At 53.7% G+C, this 21186-nt stretch carries 23 protein-coding genes, 1 tRNA gene and 1 rRNA gene; 4 read left to right on the plus strand and 21 right to left on the minus strand.

What is annotated here, in order from left to right; all coding sequences use genetic code 11:
• Positions 1-57 precede the first annotated feature (57 nt).
• The gene (gene gloB, locus JOE25_RS16250; RefSeq protein WP_209636926.1) at positions 58-813 is read left to right on the plus strand and encodes a hydroxyacylglutathione hydrolase; all 756 of its coding nucleotides are present in this window, start codon (positions 58-60) and stop codon (positions 811-813) included.
• A 71-nt stretch (positions 814-884) separates the two neighbouring features.
• Positions 885-2273 carry a murein transglycosylase D gene (gene mltD, locus JOE25_RS16255; protein WP_209636928.1) on the plus strand — a complete coding sequence of 463 codons (1389 nt, stop codon included), beginning with the start codon at positions 885-887 and terminating at the stop codon, positions 2271-2273.
• 64 nt (positions 2274-2337) lie between these two features.
• Here mltD and JOE25_RS16260 read toward each other — a convergent pair whose 3' ends face one another.
• A complete protein-coding gene (locus tag JOE25_RS16260; protein WP_073963495.1) occupies positions 2338-3132 on the minus strand; it encodes an endonuclease/exonuclease/phosphatase family protein in 795 nt (264 codons plus the stop codon).
• Between the two features lie 234 nt (positions 3133-3366).
• The gene (locus JOE25_RS16265) at positions 3367-4542 is read right to left on the minus strand and encodes an MFS transporter (protein ID WP_209636857.1); all 1176 of its coding nucleotides are present in this window, start codon (positions 4540-4542) and stop codon (positions 3367-3369) included.
• A 105-nt stretch (positions 4543-4647) separates the two neighbouring features.
• Here JOE25_RS16265 and yafC point away from each other — a divergent pair, with 105 nt between their 5' ends.
• The gene (gene yafC, locus JOE25_RS16270; RefSeq protein ID WP_209636859.1) at positions 4648-5535 is read left to right on the plus strand and encodes a DNA-binding transcriptional regulator YafC; all 888 of its coding nucleotides are present in this window, start codon (positions 4648-4650) and stop codon (positions 5533-5535) included.
• Positions 5536-5577: 42 nt separating this feature from the next.
• On the opposite strand, the gene dkgB is transcribed toward yafC, so the two are convergent.
• The 17 genes from dkgB to JOE25_RS16355 all read right to left on the minus strand — a co-directional run bounded on the left by dkgB (position 5578) and on the right by JOE25_RS16355 (position 20049).
• Positions 5578-6381, minus strand: a complete 804-nt coding sequence (gene dkgB, locus JOE25_RS16275; RefSeq protein WP_209636861.1) for a 2,5-didehydrogluconate reductase DkgB — start codon at positions 6379-6381, stop codon at positions 5578-5580.
• A gap of 141 nt (positions 6382-6522) precedes the next feature.
• Complete coding sequence (locus tag JOE25_RS16280; RefSeq protein ID WP_209636863.1) at positions 6523-7752, minus strand: beta-ketoacyl-ACP synthase; 1230 nt, start codon at positions 7750-7752, stop codon at positions 6523-6525.
• Positions 7749-8480: a 3-ketoacyl-ACP reductase FabG2 gene (locus tag JOE25_RS16285; RefSeq protein WP_209636865.1), complete on the minus strand. Its 732-nt coding sequence runs from the start codon at positions 8478-8480 to the stop codon at positions 7749-7751. The genes JOE25_RS16280 and JOE25_RS16285 overlap by 4 nt, the downstream gene beginning before the upstream one ends.
• Positions 8477-8950: a hotdog family protein gene (locus JOE25_RS16290; RefSeq protein ID WP_209636867.1), complete on the minus strand. Its 474-nt coding sequence runs from the start codon at positions 8948-8950 to the stop codon at positions 8477-8479. Before JOE25_RS16290 ends, JOE25_RS16285 begins: the two co-directional genes overlap by 4 nt.
• Positions 8947-10116 carry a beta-ketoacyl-[acyl-carrier-protein] synthase family protein gene (locus JOE25_RS16295; RefSeq protein ID WP_209636869.1) on the minus strand — a complete coding sequence of 390 codons (1170 nt, stop codon included), beginning with the start codon at positions 10114-10116 and terminating at the stop codon, positions 8947-8949. Before JOE25_RS16295 ends, JOE25_RS16290 begins: the two co-directional genes overlap by 4 nt.
• Positions 10116-10688, minus strand: coding sequence for a DUF3261 domain-containing protein (locus tag JOE25_RS16300; protein ID WP_209636871.1), 573 nt, complete (start codon positions 10686-10688; stop codon positions 10116-10118). The genes JOE25_RS16295 and JOE25_RS16300 overlap by 1 nt, the downstream gene beginning before the upstream one ends.
• The gene (locus tag JOE25_RS16305) at positions 10688-12994 is read right to left on the minus strand and encodes an MMPL family transporter (RefSeq protein ID WP_209636873.1); all 2307 of its coding nucleotides are present in this window, start codon (positions 12992-12994) and stop codon (positions 10688-10690) included. The genes JOE25_RS16300 and JOE25_RS16305 overlap by 1 nt, the downstream gene beginning before the upstream one ends.
• The gene (locus tag JOE25_RS16310) at positions 12984-13589 is read right to left on the minus strand and encodes an outer membrane lipoprotein carrier protein LolA (RefSeq protein WP_209636875.1); all 606 of its coding nucleotides are present in this window, start codon (positions 13587-13589) and stop codon (positions 12984-12986) included. The genes JOE25_RS16305 and JOE25_RS16310 overlap by 11 nt, the downstream gene beginning before the upstream one ends.
• Positions 13586-14014 carry a thioesterase family protein gene (locus JOE25_RS16315; protein WP_209636877.1) on the minus strand — a complete coding sequence of 143 codons (429 nt, stop codon included), beginning with the start codon at positions 14012-14014 and terminating at the stop codon, positions 13586-13588. The genes JOE25_RS16310 and JOE25_RS16315 overlap by 4 nt, the downstream gene beginning before the upstream one ends.
• Positions 14011-15729, minus strand: coding sequence for a glycosyltransferase family 2 protein (locus tag JOE25_RS16320; RefSeq protein WP_209636879.1), 1719 nt, complete (start codon positions 15727-15729; stop codon positions 14011-14013). Before JOE25_RS16320 ends, JOE25_RS16315 begins: the two co-directional genes overlap by 4 nt.
• Positions 15720-16064, minus strand: a complete 345-nt coding sequence (locus tag JOE25_RS16325; RefSeq protein WP_209636881.1) for a hydroxymyristoyl-ACP dehydratase — start codon at positions 16062-16064, stop codon at positions 15720-15722. Before JOE25_RS16325 ends, JOE25_RS16320 begins: the two co-directional genes overlap by 10 nt.
• On the minus strand, positions 16061-17392 hold the full coding sequence (locus JOE25_RS16330) for an AMP-binding protein (protein ID WP_209636883.1): 1332 nt from the start codon (positions 17390-17392) through the stop codon (positions 16061-16063). Before JOE25_RS16330 ends, JOE25_RS16325 begins: the two co-directional genes overlap by 4 nt.
• An 8-nt stretch (positions 17393-17400) precedes the next feature.
• The gene (locus JOE25_RS16335; protein WP_209636885.1) at positions 17401-17985 is read right to left on the minus strand and encodes a hypothetical protein; all 585 of its coding nucleotides are present in this window, start codon (positions 17983-17985) and stop codon (positions 17401-17403) included.
• 15 nt (positions 17986-18000) lie between these two features.
• Entirely contained in the window at positions 18001-18252 is a 252-nt protein-coding gene (locus tag JOE25_RS16340) for an acyl carrier protein (protein ID WP_209636887.1), read from the minus strand.
• Between the two features lie 9 nt (positions 18253-18261).
• Entirely contained in the window at positions 18262-18522 is a 261-nt protein-coding gene (locus JOE25_RS16345) for a phosphopantetheine-binding protein (protein ID WP_037426925.1), read from the minus strand.
• Between the two features lie 4 nt (positions 18523-18526).
• Positions 18527-19345: a lysophospholipid acyltransferase family protein gene (locus JOE25_RS16350; RefSeq protein ID WP_209636889.1), complete on the minus strand. Its 819-nt coding sequence runs from the start codon at positions 19343-19345 to the stop codon at positions 18527-18529.
• On the minus strand, positions 19345-20049 hold the full coding sequence (locus tag JOE25_RS16355) for a beta-ketoacyl synthase chain length factor (protein WP_245209929.1): 705 nt from the start codon (positions 20047-20049) through the stop codon (positions 19345-19347). Before JOE25_RS16355 ends, JOE25_RS16350 begins: the two co-directional genes overlap by 1 nt.
• A gap of 297 nt (positions 20050-20346) precedes the next feature.
• On the opposite strand from JOE25_RS16355, the gene JOE25_RS16360 reads away from it, so the two are divergent.
• Entirely contained in the window at positions 20347-20736 is a 390-nt protein-coding gene (locus JOE25_RS16360) for a hypothetical protein (RefSeq protein ID WP_209636891.1), read from the plus strand.
• Between the two features lie 188 nt (positions 20737-20924).
• Here JOE25_RS16360 and JOE25_RS16365 read toward each other — a convergent pair.
• Together JOE25_RS16365 and rrf are read right to left on the minus strand one after the other, a co-directional pair.
• Positions 20925-21001, minus strand: a tRNA-Asp gene (locus JOE25_RS16365).
• Between the two features lie 95 nt (positions 21002-21096).
• Positions 21097-21186, minus strand: a 5S ribosomal RNA gene (gene rrf / locus JOE25_RS16370); the annotation flags it as partial.

Below are 21186 nucleotides of genomic sequence, written 5' to 3' on the forward strand. Positions count from 1 at the left end.
ACGCTGCGTTTTGAAAGACGACGGGTAAATCAAGCCGTTACCAACAAGAGGTCTTACATGAATCTTATCAGCATTCCCGCCTTCCAGGACAATTACATTTGGTTATTGGATAACCAGAAAGGCCATTGCATTATTGTCGACCCCGGCGAAGCGCAACCGGTGCTCGACGCGCTTGATCGCCTGCATCTGGTACCTGACGCCATTCTGCTTACCCATCATCATCACGATCACGTTGGCGGCGTAGCGCAAATCACGGCGCGCTATCCTGAGTTGAAAGTCTATGGCCCACAGGAAACGGCCGACAAAGGCGCCAACCACGTCGTTCATGACGGCGAAACCATCGAAATAGACGGCCTAAAATTCGCCACAATCGCCGTTCCCGGACATACATTGGGACACGTGGCATTCTATAGCGCCCCTTATCTGTTCTGCGGAGACACTATTTTCTCTGCTGGCTGCGGCAGGCTGTTCGAAGGGACCGCCGAGCAAATGTTCGACTCATTTCAACAACTCGCGCAACTTCCCGATAACACCTTAATTTGTTGCGCGCATGAATATACGCTTTCAAATCTTAAGTTTGCGCGGGCTATTTTGCCGGAAGATCGAGAGATTGAAACATATCAGCAACAAGTCACTGCGTTACGGGCAAAAGGCCAACCCAGCGTGCCCACCACGCTACAATTAGAGCGTAAAATTAACGTATTTTTACGCTGTCATGACGCTGATTTACAAAGGAAATTAGGCTTTCATACGCCACCGCAACACCTTCATTCAGTTTTTTCCGAATTACGCCTGCGGAAAGACAACTTCTGAGCTTTTAGTTGTGTTATTTGACGAAGCAAAGTATGATTGCTCGTCTTTTAAGCAACTACATTGACACACACATGAAGGCTAAAGCGATATTTCTCGCCTCAGTCTTGCTAGTGGGGTGCCAGTCGTCCAGGCAGGACGCACCGGCCCCAGAACAGCATGCACAGAGTTTGTCTTCGGCAGGTCAAGATGGTGAAGCAGGAGAGTACACAGCGAATGGTCGAGCGAGCTCGGCGCGGTGGCTAGATAACAATAGTGGTGCCGCGCAACAGAACCTGTGGAACTTCATTAGCGACGAGCTGAAGATGGAGGTTCCGGAAAATTCCCGGATCCGTGATCAAAAAAGAAAGTACCTAAAAAGTAAGAGCTATCTCCACGATGTAACATTACGGGCAGAGCCGTACATGTACTGGATAGTCGGGCAGATTAAGAAACGTAATATGCCGATGGAACTGGTACTGCTACCCATAGTGGAGAGCGCTTTTGACCCACACGCCACGTCAAATGCCAACGCCGCAGGGCTATGGCAAATCGTGCCGCAAACGGGTCGGAACTATGGTTTGAAAAACAATCAGTGGTATGACGGGCGACGCGATGTTGTAGCCTCGACGACCGCTGCGCTTGATATGATGCAGTATTTAAACCGCATGTTTAACGGTGACTGGTTACTGACCATTGCCGCTTATAACAGTGGTGAAGGCCGTGTCATGCAGGCGGTTAAGGCGAATAAACGCCAGGGTAAGCCAACCAATTTCTGGGCATTGTCGCTTCCACGTGAAACGTCAATTTATGTCCCGAAAATGCTGGCACTGAGCGACATCATTAAAAACAGCAAGAAGTACGGTATCAATCTACCTAAGACTGATAACACCCGTGCACTGGCGCGTATTGATGTTGGGCAGCAGATACAGTTAACTCAGGCGGCTGAGATGGCTGGGCTTTCACTTACCAAGATGAAAGCTTACAACCCAGGCTACAAAAAAGGCGTTACGGCACCCAACGGGCCCCATTATATTATGGTTCCCAAAGGCCATGCCGATCAGCTGAAAGACTCGTTGGCCGACGGCCAAATCGCAGTGACTCAGCCAACAACCCAGTTGGCAAAGAACAGCGGTTTGACAGGCGGAAGTTCGTATAAAGTGCGCTCCGGCGACACGGTATCGGGCATTGCAAAACGGTTGAACATCAAGTCCAGCGATTTGCAGAGTTGGAACAACTTACGTGCCAAGAGCACCTTAAAAGTTGGGCAAACCCTGCAAGTGGCCAGCAACACTGGCAATAACAGCAGTATCACCTATCAGGTTCGTAAAGGTGATTCGCTCGCCAGTATTGCACGTCGTCACGGCGTCGATATTAACGACGTGATGCGTTGGAACTCAACGCTTGCAAAAGCCAACAACAGTCTGCAACCAGGTCTGAAATTGACCTTGTTTGTCAGCGATAAAACGTCGCCGGACACCTAAATTTCCGGCACAAAAAAAGCACCCTTCGGGGTGCTTTTTTATTGTCTGAATATTGGGCCCTGCCCTACCAGTGCGGTTTGTCGGCTTCAGGATGAAACTCCACCAGCAGCGGGTTATGATCCGACGCACTGGTCACCAGCACCGAAGCCTCAGCCACACCCATATTGCGATAAAATACAAAGTCTAACGGACGCCCAAAGGCCTTACGGCGGTGATCATCCGTGAAGCTCACCTCACGCAATGCCATATCACTGGCAAACTGGTACAGCGCATTAATACGTTTACGGCTCCAGGCATTAAAATCACCGGCCATGATGACCGGTCCATGATGATTGGCAATTTGTTCACCTATCGGCCCCAGCTGCTTGCTATAAACGTCCACACCCAGGCTGAAGTTCACCGCATGGATATTCACGACCATCAATAGCTGGCCATTAAATAACGGATAGACGGTGATCAACGCCGACTTGGCTAATCGCAGCAGGGGTTCACGCTCGCGCAACGGGCAACAATAGACCGGATGCGCCGCCGCCAGCGTCATTACGCCGGACGGGTGCTGTGGCAACACAAAAGCAGGAACCTGATCGGCAGCCAGATAATTTGAGGTGGCAAAACTCACCAGTTCAGGCGTCGTTTGCGCTTCCTGCAACAATACCAGTTGCGCATCCTTACCATAACTTTTCAGCACCGAAAGCCAATCTGCCCGTTGCTGTTTAAAGATATTCCACACCATCACCCGTAACGCACCAGATGTGGGCAATGCAGCCCCGGGTGGCAGCGGTTGATTAATGGCGCCAGGGAAAATTCGCTCAACTGGCTGGCCTGCAACATACCTCATTGCATAAGTTCGTTTCGGCACGCTATTCGCCTATTTCCCATTAGGATGAAACTGGCGGTGACATTCCCGCCAACAATAATTCGATTATACGCCTGCCCTGACATGACGGCATGGCTTTTACGGGGCATACCCTTTTCAGTTATAGGGGCGTAAGGCGGGGAATTCAATCTTCTGACAGTATATGTGTGTAAAGGTTGGTGACGGTGGCGCATAAATGCAAAAAGGCCCGCAAAATGCGGGCCATGGAAAGGGAGATTAGGCCAGTTGCTGCCGGTATTTCTTATCCAAGCGTCCGCTAATGCCAACCAGTAACAGTGCCGCCAACACAATCAGCGCACCAATCCACGGCGTTTGCGCCAATCCCAGGCTTGCGACTGTTTGGCCGCCAATCACCGAACCCAGTGCAATACCCACGTTAAAGGCCGCGATATTCAGACCGGAAGCAACATCCACGGCATTTGGCGTGTACTGCTCTGCCTTCTGCACGACATACACCTGTAGGCCTGGAACGTTACCAAAGGCAAATACGCCCATCACGATCACCGTCATCAACGCAGCAACGCTGTGGCTAGCGGTGAACTGAAACACCAACAGCAACGCGGCCAGTGCGGCAAAAATAAAGCTGAGTGCGCGCACCGCCCCGTGTCGATCCGCCAGTTTGCCCCCCCAAATATTACCCATCGCCACTGCAATACCGTAGGCCAGCAGGATCCAACTGACCGCCGGTGCGGAAAAGCCCGCCAGTTCCTGCATCATTGGCGCCAGGAAGGTAAAGGTTGTGAACACACCGCCGTAACCCAATGCAGTAATCGCGTAAATCAGCAGCAGGCGCGGATGGGTCAGTACTTTAAACTGCTCACCAATACTGGCACTGGCCTGATTTTTAATCGTGTTTGGCACCAGAATAATGCTGGCGATGGTCGCAATCACACCGATAAACGACACCGCCAGGAAGGTTTCACGCCAACCGAAGTGCTGGCCGATAAAAGTCCCCAACGGCACCCCGGTCACCAGCGCGACAGTCAGGCCACCAAACATGATGGCAATCGCCGACGCCGCTTTCTCTTTCGCCACCAGGCTGGTGGCAATAGTGGAACCAATGGAGAAAAACACCCCATGAGCCAGCCCCGTCAGCAGACGTGCCACCACCAGCGACTCATAGCTTGGTGACTGCCAGGCCAATAAGTTACCCAAGGTAAACAACACCATCAGGCTGATCAGCAACAGCTTGCGCGGAACCCGACCCGTTAATGCCGTCAGGACCGGCGCACCAATGGCCACACCGATAGCGTAAATAGTCACTAACAGTCCGGCAGAAGGGACTGTCACCCCAAGTTGTTCTGCAATCGTCGGGATTAACCCAACAATCACGAACTCCGTCGTGCCGATAGCAAAGGCACTGATGGTCAATGCAAGTAATGCGAGAGGCATCTTTTTACTCCAAATAGCGTTCCAGTTGATGACGGCTATTATCGGCCCGTGCTTAAATGATAAAAATGCTCAAAATATCAAATTAATTTTGCCAAAGGAGCAATAGTGAAAGCGAACTCGGATGAGCTCATCACCTTCGTTACCGTGGTTGAAAGCGGCAGTTTCAGCCGAGCGGCGGAGCGGCTGGACCAAGCTAACTCGGTCGTCAGTCGTACGGTCAAGAAGCTGGAGACCAAGCTGGGCGTCACGTTGCTCAATCGCACTACGCGCCAGATCAGCCTGACGCAGGAAGGGGAAAACTATTTCCGCCAGGTGCAGAAGGTACTGAGTGATATGGCTGCGGCAGAAAACGCCTTAATGGAAAGCCGCCAGCGCCCTCAAGGGTTACTGCGCGTTGATGCCGCAACACCGGTGGTGTTACACGTATTAACGCCGTTGGTGGCTGAGTTTCGGGCGCTCTACCCGGAAATGTCCTTGTCGCTGGTGTCCTCAGAAAACTTTATCAATCTGATAGAACGTAAGGTAGATATTGCTATTCGCGTCGGCGAATTGACCGACTCCAGCCTGAAAGCACGTAAACTGATGACCAGCTATCGGCACATACTGGCCTCCCCTGCCTATTTAGCGCAACACGGCACGCCAAAATCCGTAGAGGATCTGGCGCAGCACTGCTGCATAGGTTTTAACGACCTGCCCAGCCTGAACCGCTGGCCGCTCGCTTGCGCCGACGGTCGACAGCTAGAAATTACGCCGAGTCTGACCACCAACAGCGGTGAAACCCAGCGCCATCTGATCCTGCACGGTAACGGCATTGCCTGCCTGTCGGACTTTATGACTCATGCCGATATCAAACGCGGCGATCTGGTGCCAATCCTGGTGAAAGAGACCCTGCCGGTCGCGATGCCGATCAATGCGGTGTATTACAGCGACAGCGCCGTCAGCAACCGCCTGCGCAGCTTTATCGATTTTATCAGTGAGCGTCTGGCGCAATAAAAAAGGCGCCCATTAGGGCGCCTTGATGCGTATGGTGTTAAATCAATCCCAGTTCGGTGCCAAGCCTTCCGGGCTGACCAAACGGCCATTATTTTCCAACGTGGCGATCTCCGCCATGTCCTCGGCAGTCAGCGTCAACTGTTGCGCCAGCAGGTTGCTCGCCAGGTTTTCACGTTTGGTTGATGAAGGAATCACCGCGTACCCCTGCTGTAGCGCCCAAGCCAGAATGACCTGTGCCGGGGTAGCATTGCGGCGTGCCGCGATCGCCTTGATTGTCTCATCCTGCAATGCTTTGCCATATGCCAGCGTCATGTAGGAAGTAATAGCAATGCCATGCTGTTGGGCAAACGCCACCACTTTGCGGTTCTGCAGGTAAGGTGAAAGCTCAATCTGATTTGTGGCGATCTGATCGCTCCCCACGGCGTCAATCGCCTGCTGCATCAGATCCAGAGTGAAGTTGGACACACCAATCTGGCGCGTCAGGCCCAGCGCTTTGGCCTCGGCTAACTCAGCCATAAACTCTGCGACAGAGACCTCATCATTCGGCGAAGGCCAGTGGATTAAGGTTAAATCAACATAGGACGTTTGCAGCTTTGTCAGGCTTTCTTGCAGGCTTGGGATCAGCTTGCCCTTAGCCAGATTGGCGATCCAGATCTTGGTGGTGATGAACAGCTCGTCACGCGGAACACCGCTGGCGGCAATCGCCTGGCCTACCGCCGCTTCGTTTTCGTAGATCTGCGCAGTATCGATAACGCGGTACCCCAGCTCAAGTGCGCGAGTGACCGAGTCGATCACGACCTGATCCTGAAGACGAAAGGTACCTAAACCAAATGCAGGGATGCTCATAATCTTATTCTCTCATTAGGATGTTGAAACGATATGAGAGGATTATGGCAACTGTTTTGTTGATCAAAAACGCCCTATTGTGCATAAGACTTTTGATTAAGCAGCAACAATTGCCGGGGTGATCCCCCCGGCAATGAAGCGTTATGCCCAGCGACGCAGAATTAACGAGGTATTGATGCCACCAAATGCGAAGTTGTTCGATTGGACAAACTCCGTATCAATCTGGCGATAGTCACCCATGATGTAATCCAGTTCGCCACAGGCGCTGTCCGGCTCACTGAGGTTAATCGTCGGTGCAAAGCTGCCCTCACGCATCATCTCCAGCGCCATCCAGGCCTCCAGCGCGCCACACGCGCCCAGCGTATGGCCAAAATAACTCTTTAATGAAGAGATCGGCGTACGGTCACCGAAAATGGCCGCCGTTGCCTGACTTTCAGCGATATCGCCACGGTCTGTTGCCGTTCCGTGAGCGCTGATATACCCAATATCGCGGGTTGCCAACCCAGACGCTTTCAGCGCCTGTTGCATGCAAACTTGCATGGTTTCCTGCTGAGGCTGGGTAATATGTGCCGCATCACAGTTGGTCGCAAAGCTGATAATTTCACCGTAAATGGTGGCACCACGCGCCAGCGCGTGTTCCAACGATTCCAGGATCAGGGTTCCCGCGCCTTCGCCAATGACCAAACCGTCACGTTGACGATCAAACGGGCGCGGTGAAAGCGCAGGGTGATCGTTTTGCTGGCTGGTGGCAAACAACGTGTCGAACACCGCTGCCTCCGAAGGACATAGCTCTTCGGCGCCTCCTGCCACCATCACCGTTTGATAGCCGTGACGGATACTCTCGTAGGCGTAACCAATCGCCTGGCTGCCCGACGTACAGGCGCTGGAGGTCGGGATCACTCGCCCCCGCAAGCCGAAGAACAGGCCTGTATTGACCGCCGCAGTGTGAGGCATCATCTGCACATAGGTGGTGCCGGTAATATTGCCGGTGTGCTTTTCGGTCAACATGGTGGCGAACTCGCTGACTGGCTTGGTACTGCCGGTTGAGGAACCATAGGCGATGCCGGTCTCGCCGTTGGTCAATACAGCCTCACCCAGTAGCCCCGCTTGCTCCAGCGCCAATTCCGTCGCCCGAGTCGCCAGCAATGAAACGCGTCCCATCGAACGGATACGCTTGCGGGTATAGTGCTCCGGCAACACGAAATCCTCGACCGGAGCACCGAGGTGAGTGTTCAGCCCTTGATACTCTTCCCATTGTGCCATGTAACGCACGGCATTCTTGCCCTGCTTCAGGCGGCTGGACACGTCCGCCCAATTATTGCCAAAGGCGGTGATGCCCGCCATACCGGTAACGACTACGCGCTGCGTCATACCATTCCTCCATTAATGGAAATGACTTGCCGCGTCACATAACCGGCAATATCCGACATCAGGTAGCTGGCTAGCCCCGCCACCTCTTCTGCAGATCCCATGCGCTTGAGCGGAATAGCGCGCATTGCGTCATCCAACGCTGCAGGCTCCATGTCGAGCATCCCTGTGTCAATCAGGCCAGGTGCAATGCAGTTAACCGTAATTTTGCGCTTTGCCAATTCAATCGCCAACGCCTTGCAAGCGCCTATCACACCGGCCTTGGCTGCACTGTAGTTGACCTGTCCACGATTTCCCATGACACCCGAGACCGAAGACAACGCGACAATCCGCCCCCCTTTGCGCAAGCCAATCATCGGCATGACACAAGGGTGCAGCACGTTGTAGAAGCTATCGAGGTTGGTATGGATCACACCATCCCAGTCGTCTTCACTTAATGCCGGGAAAGCGCCGTCGCGAGTGATACCCGCATTGTTCACCACACCATAATAAGCGCCGTGGGTGTCAATATCCTGCTCAAGCCGCTCACGGCACTCAATACGGTTGCTAATATCAAACTGAATCAACCGCCCTTGCCCGCCAGCACTGACAATCTGCTGCAGCGTGTGCTCTGCCCCGTTCTTATCGCTGTGGTAGTGAACTACTATCAAAAAGCCATCCGCAGCCAAGCGGCAGGCAATAGCCTGGCCGATTCCTTTGCTGGCGCCGGTGACTAAAACGGAACGCATCATGCGTCTCCCCTTAAGGTCGTCAATTGAATAATTTCTTGTTGATCAGGCTGATAGGTGTTCAACCTGCCCTGTGCTATTTGCACATTATTGATACTGATCTCGCATTCAAAGCTGGCTAACTTTTCATCTTTCAACAACTGATGCACGCTCACCAACAGTTCGCTACCGGCGGGAAAAGACGACAGTTCGCAGTGAATTGCGCGTCCACCAAGCAGCATACCAAGCTGGGGTGGCTGAGCGCGCTGGCGACCATGCCAACCACTCCATACGCCAATCGCCTGCGCCATCAGCTCAATGCCATACCAGCCAGGCAACGCCCCTTGCGCGTCAAGGAAAGGGGCCAGCACGCCGTCACCGCTAACCATTACTGCGCATCGCGCATGTTCTTCCCCCACTTCCAGTACCCGCTCCAACAGCACCATAGGAGAAGCGTGGGGCAAGTAGTATTCGGCGTTGTGATACCGGTTCACGGCGCATCTCCCAACAGCAGACAAGCGTTATTGCCACCGAAGGCAAAGGAATTGGACAAGATCGTACGTGGCCCCAACGACTGCGGCTGGCAAACCAGACCTATGGTTGGGAGTTCAGCATCGCGTGGCACAACGCTGAAATCCTGCTGTGGTAACGGCAGCTGTTCGGTCAGCAGTAACCAACTCAACGCAGCCTCTACGGCACCGGCAGCGCCCAACGTGTGGCCCGTGAGATGTTTGGTGGAACTGCAGGGGGTCTGAGAACCAAACAGGCGATTCACCACCTGAGCTTCAACCTGATCGTTCAGCCGCGTGGCGGTACCATGCAAATTAATATAGCCAACCTGCTCGACGCCCAAACCTGCCTGCCGCAGTGCCATTTGGATAGCCCGTTCGGCACCGTCACCCGTCGGGTGCGGCGCCGACATATGCCAGGCATCCGAAGATTCGCCGACGCCCAGCAGCGCTACGGGTGCCGCTTCCCGCGTTAACAACATCAATGCCGCCGCCTCGCCAATATTAATGCCGCTACGCCCGGTCGCGAAGGGTGTGCAACGTTCAGCGGACAGTGACTCCAGGCTGTTGAAACCATTGATTGGCATTTGGCACAAACTGTCAGCACCGCCGACAATCGCCGCATCCACCAGCCCTGCCTCAATCAGGCGCTTGCCGCTGATGATGGCGCGAGCACTCGAGGAACAGGCGGTAGACAGGGTATATGCCGGGCCACGGGTACCGAGGAAAGCACTGAGGAACTGGCCCGGATCGCCCAATTCCTGCTGCTGATAATCATAACCCTGCGGCCATTGCCCTGCATGGTACTGCTGTAACGCCAGCTCACCCTCGCGGATCCCCGAGGTACTGGTGCCCATAATCACCGCGACACGCTCCGCACCGTAACGGGCGATAGCCTCTCGCACCGGCGCATCAATCTGCGCCAGCGCCGCCAGCAGCAGGCGGTTGTTGCGTGAATTATGCCGTTTGAGTGACTCGGGAATGGTGGGTAACTCCCCCTGCACATTGCCAAACCAGGAGGGAGCGCCGCCGATGAGCCACTGCGTTTGCGGTTGCATGCCTGGCGACACGCCACGCGCCAGATTTTCTGCAATCTGCGGCAGGCTATTACCCAGTGCATTCACCATGCCTACGGCGGAGAAGTAGATCATTATTCGCTCCCCAGGTTTTGAATGGTGATGCGATAGTGGAAGGCGGATTGCGCAATAGAAACGGGTTCACGCCGCCCATCTGCTTGCTGGTAACGAATTTCACTGACGATCACCCCGCGATCATCATACAGGCGACGCATCTGGGGTTGCTCCTCTAAGCGCCATCCCGCGGGCAACAAGGGCTGCCAATCGGCTACCGGCCAATAGCTCAGCATAATGTCGGCAAGCACCTGGCTGGCTGGCGGCAGCTCACCCACGTTGATCAACTGTTCGGTGCGGATCTCCTGATGATCATAGGTCAGGTTGAACAGGCGAATGCCGAGCGGTGACATACCCACCAGTTGCAGGCGCTGGCCGTCAGCATTGAGTAATACCAGCATCGAATGCTGCTGCCCTTTTACGTTGGCGGTCAGTAACTGTTGCTGATTGAACGGTTGGGCCAGCGTCGGCGCGGGTAATGTTACCCGGGTTCCGGGCTTCAGCCAGGCTTGTGGCAGGGTCTGATCCTGCGGGCTGGCACAGCCGGCCAGCACGGCGACCAGCATTAACAACATCATTCGTAAGCCGTGCATCAGGCTTTTCCTCTTTTTCTTTTTGTTGCTAACGTCAACGGCGCCAACAGAAATGCTACGGCGATTCCGCTGCTCAATACGATACCAAAACTGCTGATGGCCTGTGTATGACTCAGCACTAACATGCCGAAGGTCAGTTGAGTGGTGCATACCGCCATAAAGATGGCGAACATTGAGGTGGTCGGCGTACCACGGGGATTCGTAAAGAACAGCGTATAGTTAATGCCAATCCCCAGTACCAGCACCAGTGCCAATAACGAGAACAAATTCAACGTATGGCCACTCAATGCCAACACCGCAATACCGCTACCCAGTGACAACAGCGTTGGCACCATACAGCGCAGACCATGGCGCACACCAAAACGCCACAGATAGATAAGCGCAATCACCGCCACTGACAACATCAGCAAATATGAGAGATACAACCGGTATTGCCCAAAGAGTTCACTGAATTCGGTTTTACGATCGATCCATCCGGTGCCCGGCACTTGCTCGGCCAATGCCTGCATCGCCGCACTGTTTTGCACGCCGTTGACAGGCACCAACGCCGCGCTGCGGCCATCAGGTAGCGTCAACCATAGCAACCGCCAGCCCTCGCTGACCACGCTGCCCATCCATTGTTCCGGTGTTACCCATTCAGGCGTCAAGTCCGGGGCGTTCAGCGCCAGATCCGCCTGCTGTAACTGCGCCATCACTTGGGGTACAACCCGTTGCAGCAAGGCAGCATTCTGCTGCTGACGCTGAAGTGAAGGTAAAGGTAACAACCGATAATCCGCCAGTATGCCTTGCCGTTTAGCCTGTGCCAGCATGGGCTGCAACAGCTCCATTCGCTGTAGCAACTGTTCGGCATTAGTGCCGTAGACCACCAGCCATTTCTGATCGTTATGTTGCCCCGTTAGAGCGGCGATACGTTGTTCCTGCTGCTGCAGCGCCATTGGCAACGCCTGTAATTGCCCAATATCGTCGTCCACCTTCAATTGGCTGAAGCCGACTATCACCAGCAACAGCACTGCTCCGGGCAACCCATAACGCAGTGCTGGCCGATGACGCCAGGCATGTAACCAGCGCAAAATCAGCGTTAATCCCGGCGCCGGGCGCACAGGCAACCGACGCGATAACCGTGGGTACCAACATATCACCGTGATACAGGCGGCGCTCAGCCCTGCAGCGGCAAACACCGCCAATTGCTGTAAGCCCGGAAATGGCGCAATCAACAGCGCCAGGTAGGCAACCACGGTGGTCACTAACGCCATCGACAAGGCGGGCAACAGTTTCTGCAAACTGGCTAATGGCGTCGATTGCTGGCCATGTACCCTTCGTTCAGTCAGGAAATAGAGCGTGTAATCCGCCGAAATGCCGACAATGCTGATGCTTAGCACCAGCGTCATCACATGTATTTCTCCAAACGCCAGCAGCGTAGCGACAGTACCCGCCAATGCGCCAATGCTCACGGACAGCGCACACAATAACAGCGGCAACGGCGATCGGAACATCAACAACACCAATAAAAACACGCCCACGACCGACGCCAGGCCAATGGTGGAAATATCCCGTTCGGCCTGTTGGCTGGCGTAGTTGCTGTAAAACAGCGTGCCGCGGTTCAGCACCTCTGTGCCCGGCCAGCGTTGTTGCAGTTGTTGCTGCAGCGCGGCCAGTTTATCCACCGTTCGCCGAGCACTGGTGATGTCATAAGAAGATGCACTTAACTCCGCATGCAGCAGATACCAACTGCGGCCTTGTGCGTCGCGCGCCACTAGCCAGCCGTCGGACAGGCTCAACAACCCCCCGTTTTGCTGCTGCGCCAATTGCGAGGCACGTACCAGCATCAGCGGATCGTTAGCCAGTTCTTTACCGCTGACGCCGGCGAAAGCTGAATAGAGTTGCCCGAGGATCCACTGGCTTTGCACATCCGGCCCCTGCTGAAGCCGTTGCCGGGTAGCGTCGTCCAACAACACGTTACGGTGCTGGTAGAAAAATCGCCCCCACTGCTGTTGGCGTTGCGCATCCATTGGCCCGCCAACCTGCTGCAGTTCGGGCATCTGCCGTAATTGCTGCCACCACCACTTCACCGCCGCGCTATCCGCGCCTGGCGGTGGGCTCACCAACCACATCAGTTGCCGATCGAGCCGGCGACTGAAACCATCAGCCAGTTCATCCGGCACCCCCACCAATTGCTGCTTGGGTAATAACGCCAAGACGCTACTGTTAATCTGGCTACGCGGTAACAGCCAGCACAGCGCTGCAAGCAAGAGCAGACAAATCGCCAACCAACCCAAGGCTAACCGTCGGTGCAAGTCAGGACGCAAAACGCTGTTGCTCCGCAGCCGTCAGTGTCTGGGGTGCCGTTTTCTGGTTAAAGAAACGGATATGTGTGGCGTCACTTTGCATATCATCAATATCAATGGTTTCCAGGAATTGCTCACCATTGAGAGTAATGCGCTTGAACAACTTATCGAGCGGCGTGGTTTTCGGTGTCAGTACCAACCGCCATTGGTTGTGCCCAAGATCGCTGAATTGCAAAGCAAAGTTTTGTTCCAGTGCCTGGCTGTCAGCGTGAAACAGTGCGGTCAGCAGATGGTTGAACTGAAACATCTGCGGGTTGTTTTCCGCCGTGACTACCTGCGGTGGCTGGCCTGCCAGGGTTTGTACCATACGTTTATCGTCCAACAGCAGGGTCAACGGGAAGGGTTTCTGCTGCGCCCACCACAGCCCTTTTTGCTGAGAAATCAAAAGCTCACCACTGGACTTCAAGGGCTTTGCCATGCCGCTAATGCTGCGTTGCTGTTCGAACTCGGCACGCAGTACCGGCTGTTGACTAAAGCGCTGTTGCAGCTCCGGCAGCGTTACCGCCTGCACGCTCAAGCTAAAAAAGGCAGCGATAGTTAGCACCCAGAATTTCATTGCGCCTCCTCGATGTTATCCAATAGCACCTGCGGCGAAACGAAACACATCTCTTTGCTGGCAATCTCTACTGCCACCTGAATGGTATGACCGCGAGTGGTTAACTGACCGCTATGTGCATCAAGGATACGGTAGCCAATACGCAGGCGATTTTCATATTCCTCCAGCTCGGCACAGACACTAATTTTCTGTTCAAACAGCACTGGGGCAATATATTTCACTCGCGTGTCGACGATCGGCCAAACATAGCCCGATGCCTGCATTTGCCGGTAGCCATAGTTAAACTGTTTCAGCAAAGCCTCACGGGCGATTTCAAAATAACGGAAGTAGTTACCATGCCAGACCACCCCCATGGCATCGGTATCATGGAAAGGAATGGTGATCTCAACCTTAACGGAAAATCGCGGATCGTCTTTTAGCTTCATGTCTCAGGCCTCTGTTGCGATGACGGTTGCGACGTCAACTGCCAGAAATCGAAAAAATTAAACCAGTCGAGCGGTGCCAGCAGACAATAATGTTCCAGCCGCGCGGCATACTGGTCCACCGCCTCTTGCAACGCCTGCTGGCGCTGTTGACGGGGTAAAATTAGCGGATCGGCAAAGGGTTCAAAATAGACGTTAAGATGCCCCTGCTGCTTGAGGCCGAACATCAGAAATACCGGGCAGCGCAACGCGGCTGCCAGAATGAATGGGCCTTGCGGAAACGGTGCAGGGTGACCGAGGAAACGGCTCCACACGACACGCGGCTGCTCACCGCGCTGGAATTTGCCCGCGGAAGTACGATCGCCCACGATCGCCACCCATTCACCGGCATCCAGTTTATCCTGCAAGCGCATCGCCGTTTCTGGCCCCAATGACGTCACAGAAATCAAATTCACATTGGCGCGGGGATTAACCTCTTTCATCAACTGATTGAAACGCTCGGCGTGTTCCGTAAACACCAGCGCATTGACCGTCACGCCGGAACCCAACTCCCCCAGCGCCCGACAGGATTCAATATCTCCCAAGTGCGAGGCCAGAATTAAGGTTCCCTTGCCGCTGGCAATTTGATGTTCGCACAGAGAAGGATTCACCAACTTGATATCGCTCAGCTCGCCTTGCCAACTTGCCAGCTTATTAAGCATCGCATCACCAAAGCGCATAAAATGACGGAAGCTGTCGAGTGGCCCGGGCAACGGCTGCTGCCGCCCCTGGGCAAACAGCTGCAGGCGCTGCAGATAGTCTCGCGATGCCTCCCGCTGAGTACGGCCAGTCAGCCAGAAATAGCCGATCACCGGATACAGCAGCAGTTGAAAAGCCCGGCGGCCGAACAGACGGTACACCCGCAACATCAGCCGAATGCCCCACAGGCCCTGACGCTCTTGCGTCGCCGACCAATGTTCTGGGGCTGCCAACCGACGCCGCTGGCGCAACAAGCGGGAAATACGCGGCAACATGCCGAAAAACAAACGGGTATGCATCCAGGATATGCGCAAATTATCGCGCAGCGCATCGAAGTGGGAAACGCCGTCGGCAGGATAGGTCACGCGCGTGGGTAGAAAACGGCTTGCGACCCCCTGCCAATACAGCCTAACCATCACTTCGGTATCAAAATCCATGCGTTTGCCAAGCGGTTGGCGTGTCGTCAACGCCAGCGTCGACGCCACCGGATAGACACGAAAACCGCACATGCTGTCTTTCAATGACAGTGACAGGGTTTCGATCCACACCCAAACATGGGTGATGTAGCGGCCATACAAACGCGCTTTCGGCACTGAGCTGTCATACACAGGCCGACCGGAGATCAGACAGTCTGGGTACCTTTGCGCTTCGACTATCATGGCCGGGATATCGCTCAGTTGATGCTGACCGTCGGCGTCCACCTGTAAAGCATGGCTGTAACCCTGCCGTTGTGCCAACTGCAAACCGGCGATCACTGCCGCGCCTTTGCCTTGATTTTGCTCCAGCCGCAGCAACATGACCCATGGCAGCCCAGCAACCAACCGCTGCAACTCCTGCTCGGTCTCGGGATCACTACCATCATCGACGACCAGGCATGGCAAACCATAACCTGCCAGCGCAGCCAGCACTGCTGGCATCATCTGCCCATGATTAAAACAAGGGATAATAATGCAGGGAGAGAAGGGTGCGCTCACTGACATAATGAGATCTTGCCGCTGCTGGCCGTCGCCTCACCCACGCGATAGCTAAACAACAGTTTCTGCCGTACGGGTTGCCATTCAAGCTGTAACGTCACTGTTTGTTCAGGTAGCAAGGGTTGTTGAAACTTGATCACCTCGATCCCCTTGAACTCGGCCTCAATAGCCAGCAACTGCCGGGCATACTGCATAACCCAGTTCAACTGCGTGACCCCAGGCAAGATCGGGTGTTCTGGAAAATGACCCCGAAACCAAAACAGCCCGGCAGGTAAACGCAGCTGCAGGCTGGCATGCGTGGCATCACTCACCTGTTGTTGCAGCACCTCAGGTTGCATCATAAAAATAGCTCCTGTAGTTCGGCATAGGCGCGTTTACCTTGTGGGTTAAGCGGAATGGCGTCGATAATACGCCAACTGCGTGGCAGGGCCACCGGCTCTAGCCAACACCGTAATGCCTGATGCAACGCACGGGTAAATCCCCCTTCAGACAAGGCATGCCGGCGCGTTTCACCATACGCAGACAGTACAATCACCGCCGCCAATACAGTGCGACCCCTTCGCTGTTGCGTTATCACCGCAGCATCGGCGATCTCCGGCAGAGAAATGAGGCGTTGCTCGACTTCGGTTAGCGACAGGCGTTTCTCTTCCAGCTTGATAATACGGTCAGCACGCCCCTTTAACTGAAATTGCCGGCCATCTGGCGCAAGCTGAATAATATCGCTCAGCACCAGTTCACCGGTATCGGGTATTAATGGGGACATAGCCTGAACACTGCCATCTGAGTTTACCGTTAACCTTACATCCGCAAACGGCTGCCACAATGTCTCTTCACGATCTTGCCTGCGCCAGGCCAACGTACCCGTTTCCGTCGTGCCATAAATTTCCAACGGCAATACGCCCAGCGCTTGCTTAGACTGCATTGCTTCCGCGCAGGATAGCGGACCACCTGCGGAAATAACATCAACGCACTCTGCAATAGCCAACCGGTTATCTAATCGTTTAAGCCACGCGGGACTGCTGACGAACACTAAACGTTGCCCCTGGTGCTGAGCAATCAACTGTTCATGGTATTGCGTCAGCTGCGCGTCAAAGGGCAGGCCCAAAGCCAGCGGCAGAAACACCCGAAAGCTCAGGCCATACATATGTTGGTGAGAGACCGAGGCAACGACGCGACATCCCTGGAAAGTATCGCCCCACGTTGCGGCCAAAAGCTCGCTTTCGCGGTCCATGCAGCTTACAGATTTATTCACCGCTTGCGGCTGGCCGGTCGATCCGGAAGTATAAAGGATAAAGCGAGGATCCCGAGGCCAGGCAGGTAAGGCTATATCTGCACCAGCGCCCTCGGATACAGCCAAAATGGGTACACCGGGATTCAGAGCAAGATCGGTCAATAACGCATCGAAATCCGTTCGTTGCTCTTTGAGGATAGCCTCACGCTGGTGACCAAAAATCACGGGCACCTTGCCAGCATACAAAGACGCCAGCAACGCGACAGCAAAGCGATAGCTATCATCAAAACACAGCGCCCAGCGGCGTTCTTCCCTGCCCAACAGTTTTTCGGTCAACGCCGCAACGTCACGGCGAAATTGGCCAAGACATAATGCTTTGTCGCCACGCCAGGCGATAAGCACCCTATCGTCGCGTGCCGAACTAAGCCATTGGCTCATTGGCAAACTTAGATGTGCCTGACCCTTTTCCTGACTATCCATTCAATACCCATTAATGCTCCCATCAGCAGATAGCTGATGCCGCCGTTATACAGCGTCCAAAGTGCAATATCACCGGACAAACAGGTTGCCAGCGCTATTGCACCGTTAACAATAAAAAAGCCACACCACACCTGAGTCACCCGGCGCGTATAAATAATGCCGGCGCAGTCCAACTGCGGCTCTGTCATTCGGGCCAGCCGCTCAACCACCGTGGGTGGTACAAACAGGGAGTATACAAACAGTATCAACAGTAATGCGTTGACCAGTACGGGGTAATACAACAACCAATGGTTCTGTTTCAGCGCCCAGCTGACAAGCGCCAGTAGAATGCCAACGATGGCTAACGCTTTGCCCAGCCACATTTGCTGACGCAGTTTACCGCGCAGTACGAACAGACGAAGGGTAAAGAGCGTCACCAATAACGGCGCCAAGACAGTGGTTCCCCAGCGTGATAAACCCACCCAGACCGCCAGCGGGTAAAGCAGCAGCACTAGCCAGGTCGCAGCCTGCAGCAGCCGTAACACCCCATTTAGCCAAGGAACGGTCTTCACCTTCACGCCCTGGCCTTAGCTGCCTGACTTCAGCAACGCATCGATGGCATCAACCACGTCTTGCACAGTACGTACCGACTTGAACATTTCAGGTTTGATCTTCTTGCCGGTCGTTTTCTGCAGGTGCACTACGAGATCCACTGCATCAATACTGTCCAGCTCTAATTCTTCGTACAGCCGAGACTCGGGTTTGATGTCATCGGCATCCAACTCGAACAACTTGACCAGTAATGCCTGAATTTGCAGGTAAATTTCTTGCTTATCCATGAAAACCCCTTATTTGCTACGCTGTGCAGAAACAAACTTCGCCAGCGTTTCCACGGAATAAAAATGTTGCCGCATATCTTGGCTTTCAGCCGACAGCACCACGCCATAACGGTTCTTTAGTGCTAAGCCCAGCTCCAAGGCGTCAATGGAGTCCAAACCCAGTCCATCACCAAACAGCGGCGCCTCGGCGTCAATCTCCTCCGGTGTCATACCTTCAAGATTGAGCGTATCAATGATCAATTGCTTGATTTCAGAGCTCAATAAATTCATTACGCTATTTCTCATTATTTATAGAATCTGACTGTAAAGCGTCAGTTAAATGCTGGGTTAATCTTCTTGCCGCGAGGGCGGGAGAAACGTCATTCGCATGTATAAATGCGCGAGCGTCGATCTTGTCCTGAACGGTGATGCGGAACTGCGGTTTTATCGGCGGGATCTTATACCATTTGCCCTCTTTCGTCAGCATAGGTGGCTGGCAGTGGATATGCACCACGCGGATATCACACTGGCTACGTAGCGCAATATTGGCTGCCCCACGTTGCAGGGTCAGCCCCTTGCCCGGCGTCGTGCGTGTCCCTTCAGGAAAGATCAAGATAGTTCCACCGCTGGCCAGACGTTGGCGGCAGTGTTCCAACAAAATATCCGACTGCGCGTTGGCCAGATAGCCCGCAGCTTTGATCACACCACTGACAAACACGTTACTCAGTAATGCTTCCTTGACGATACAGTCGCAGCGCGGCATCTGTGAAGCCAGCAACACATAATCCAGCAGGCTGGGATGATTGGCGATAACCAAACATCCACTGTCCTCACTTAAGCGTTCAACGTTGTCGAAATGGTAATCCATTACACCGAAAAAACGCGTCGTTGCCAGAAAAAAACGGAAACTATGCCGGATCGCGTTTTGTGTCAGCCGGCTACGACGCGCAGGATCGCGCACCACCAGACGCATCAGGTTAAACCAAACGCCTGATAGCAGCAGGCCGCCCAGACCGAAAAGAGAAAAGCAAAAGCCGGTGGCCACTACCCGCCAACAGCGATTAACCCAGGACGATTGTTCGGGCACATTTTCCGCAGATATCGTCGTTGCCATCAGCGCCCCCACGACCAGCCGTGCCGCGGGCCCGGAACAGTGAATGCATCATCAGTGCGCAACCAACCGCGCAAGAACGACAGGCTTTGTGGTTCCTGACAGCCCGTCGGCCCGTCGTCTACGGCGTTGCAATGCAGTGAACCACCGCTTTCCAACAGCAACGCGACAGCATAAGGGTAGGAATTCGCGGGAGTAAAAGGCCGGTAAACATCCGGCACAACACCGTCAAAATCAATTAATAGCACCCGCTCCGCGCTACCCGTCGCCAATACGGCCTGGGCCTCTATCATGCCCTGCTGAAAGCTGTCTTCACCGGCGGCCAATGATGTCGTTGGCAAGATATTCTTCGCCATAATCGTTAACCAACCGGCAGCCGTGTTGTGCACCGACATGGCAAAATCCGTTGGCGATAACGGCTGTTCTTGATGCAGATGTTGGAGAATTTTGTGTGTCCGCGCTAACTCACCATGGCGGCTGGTAAAGATCGCCATATCCGCCTGGAAGTCATTCAGTAAGATGAGTCCACTCTCTACTGCCAAACGCGTTCCGACACTCATTCGACGTAGCGACATCATGGGAATATGTGAACAACCGGGTAATACACCCTGTAATTCAGTAGCAAATGAGTTGTCTGCAGCCCATTGACGCCAAGCTTCACGCGTTCCACGATCGGGAGCCATTGCCCACCAACTGAGTATATTCATGTCGCCGCCATATAAGGGTATTACCGGTCAAAGAAATTGCGTGGGTAAATTTATTATATCTGACCTCAGATTGCATTCCCAAAATTCCTATTTTTGCACGGAATATCCAATTAAAAGATTAGGAATACTTATCGACATACCGCAGTGAGACTTGAGTAAAAAGAGAATTATCACGATGAAAAGCAGCAATATTTGTCGAAAAGAATCTATAGAGGTATCTTAATGAGGGGAAACCATACCGCGCTCTTCGTGTATGGCTAATACATTTCTTATTTACGACCGCTCATGGAAAAGAGTATGAAACCATTAAAGCTCATTTTAACTGGCGTATTCGCCGCAGTTCTGGTCAGTGGGTGTGCAGGCACTGCACCGGTAAAAAACATCAATCAGAATGTTGTAGGGAGTCACACTGAAGCACAAGTGCGCCAGGCCATTCTCGCTGCCGGGCTGAATCGCAACTGGATGCTGAATCCGACGAGTGATGGCGTGATAGATGGCAAAATCCTGTTACGCGGGCACAGTGCTAACATCCGTATCACTTACAATACAAATAGTTATCAGATTAAGTATCTGGGCAGCAGTAATATGGATGCCAAAGATGGAAAGATTCATCCAAACTATAACCGCTGGGTAGCCAATCTTGATAAAGATATACAGTTAGAATTGGCGCGCCAGAATATTAAATAACAATAATAAGAAGCATTAACCCGGCAGAGATAATACTGCCGGGCATAGTGTTCTTTATATCGGCATTTATTTAGATAAATCTTTATAAAAACAGGGTTTCACCACATAAATCACGCAGAAATATTATGTTTCTTTGGATTTTGCATATGAAAAAGCCCTGAGTCATAGACTCAGGGCTTATCAATTAGTGGCGGAACGGACGGGGCTCGAACCCGCGACCCCCTGCGTGACAGGCAGGTATTCTAACCAACTGAACTACCGCTCCACCGGTTCTTTCACGTCACATCTGTCGATGTGGGCAAAACCGCACTTGGCGATTCTGCTCATTACCGGGTGTCAAACCGATAACGTTTAATTGATGCCTGGCAGTGTCCTACTCTCGCATGGGGAGACCCCACACTACCATCGGCGCTACGGCGTTTCACTTCTGAGTTCGGCATGGGGTCAGGT

The organism is Serratia sp. PL17 (assembly GCF_017832355.1).
Lineage (GTDB): Bacteria > Pseudomonadota > Gammaproteobacteria > Enterobacterales > Enterobacteriaceae > Serratia.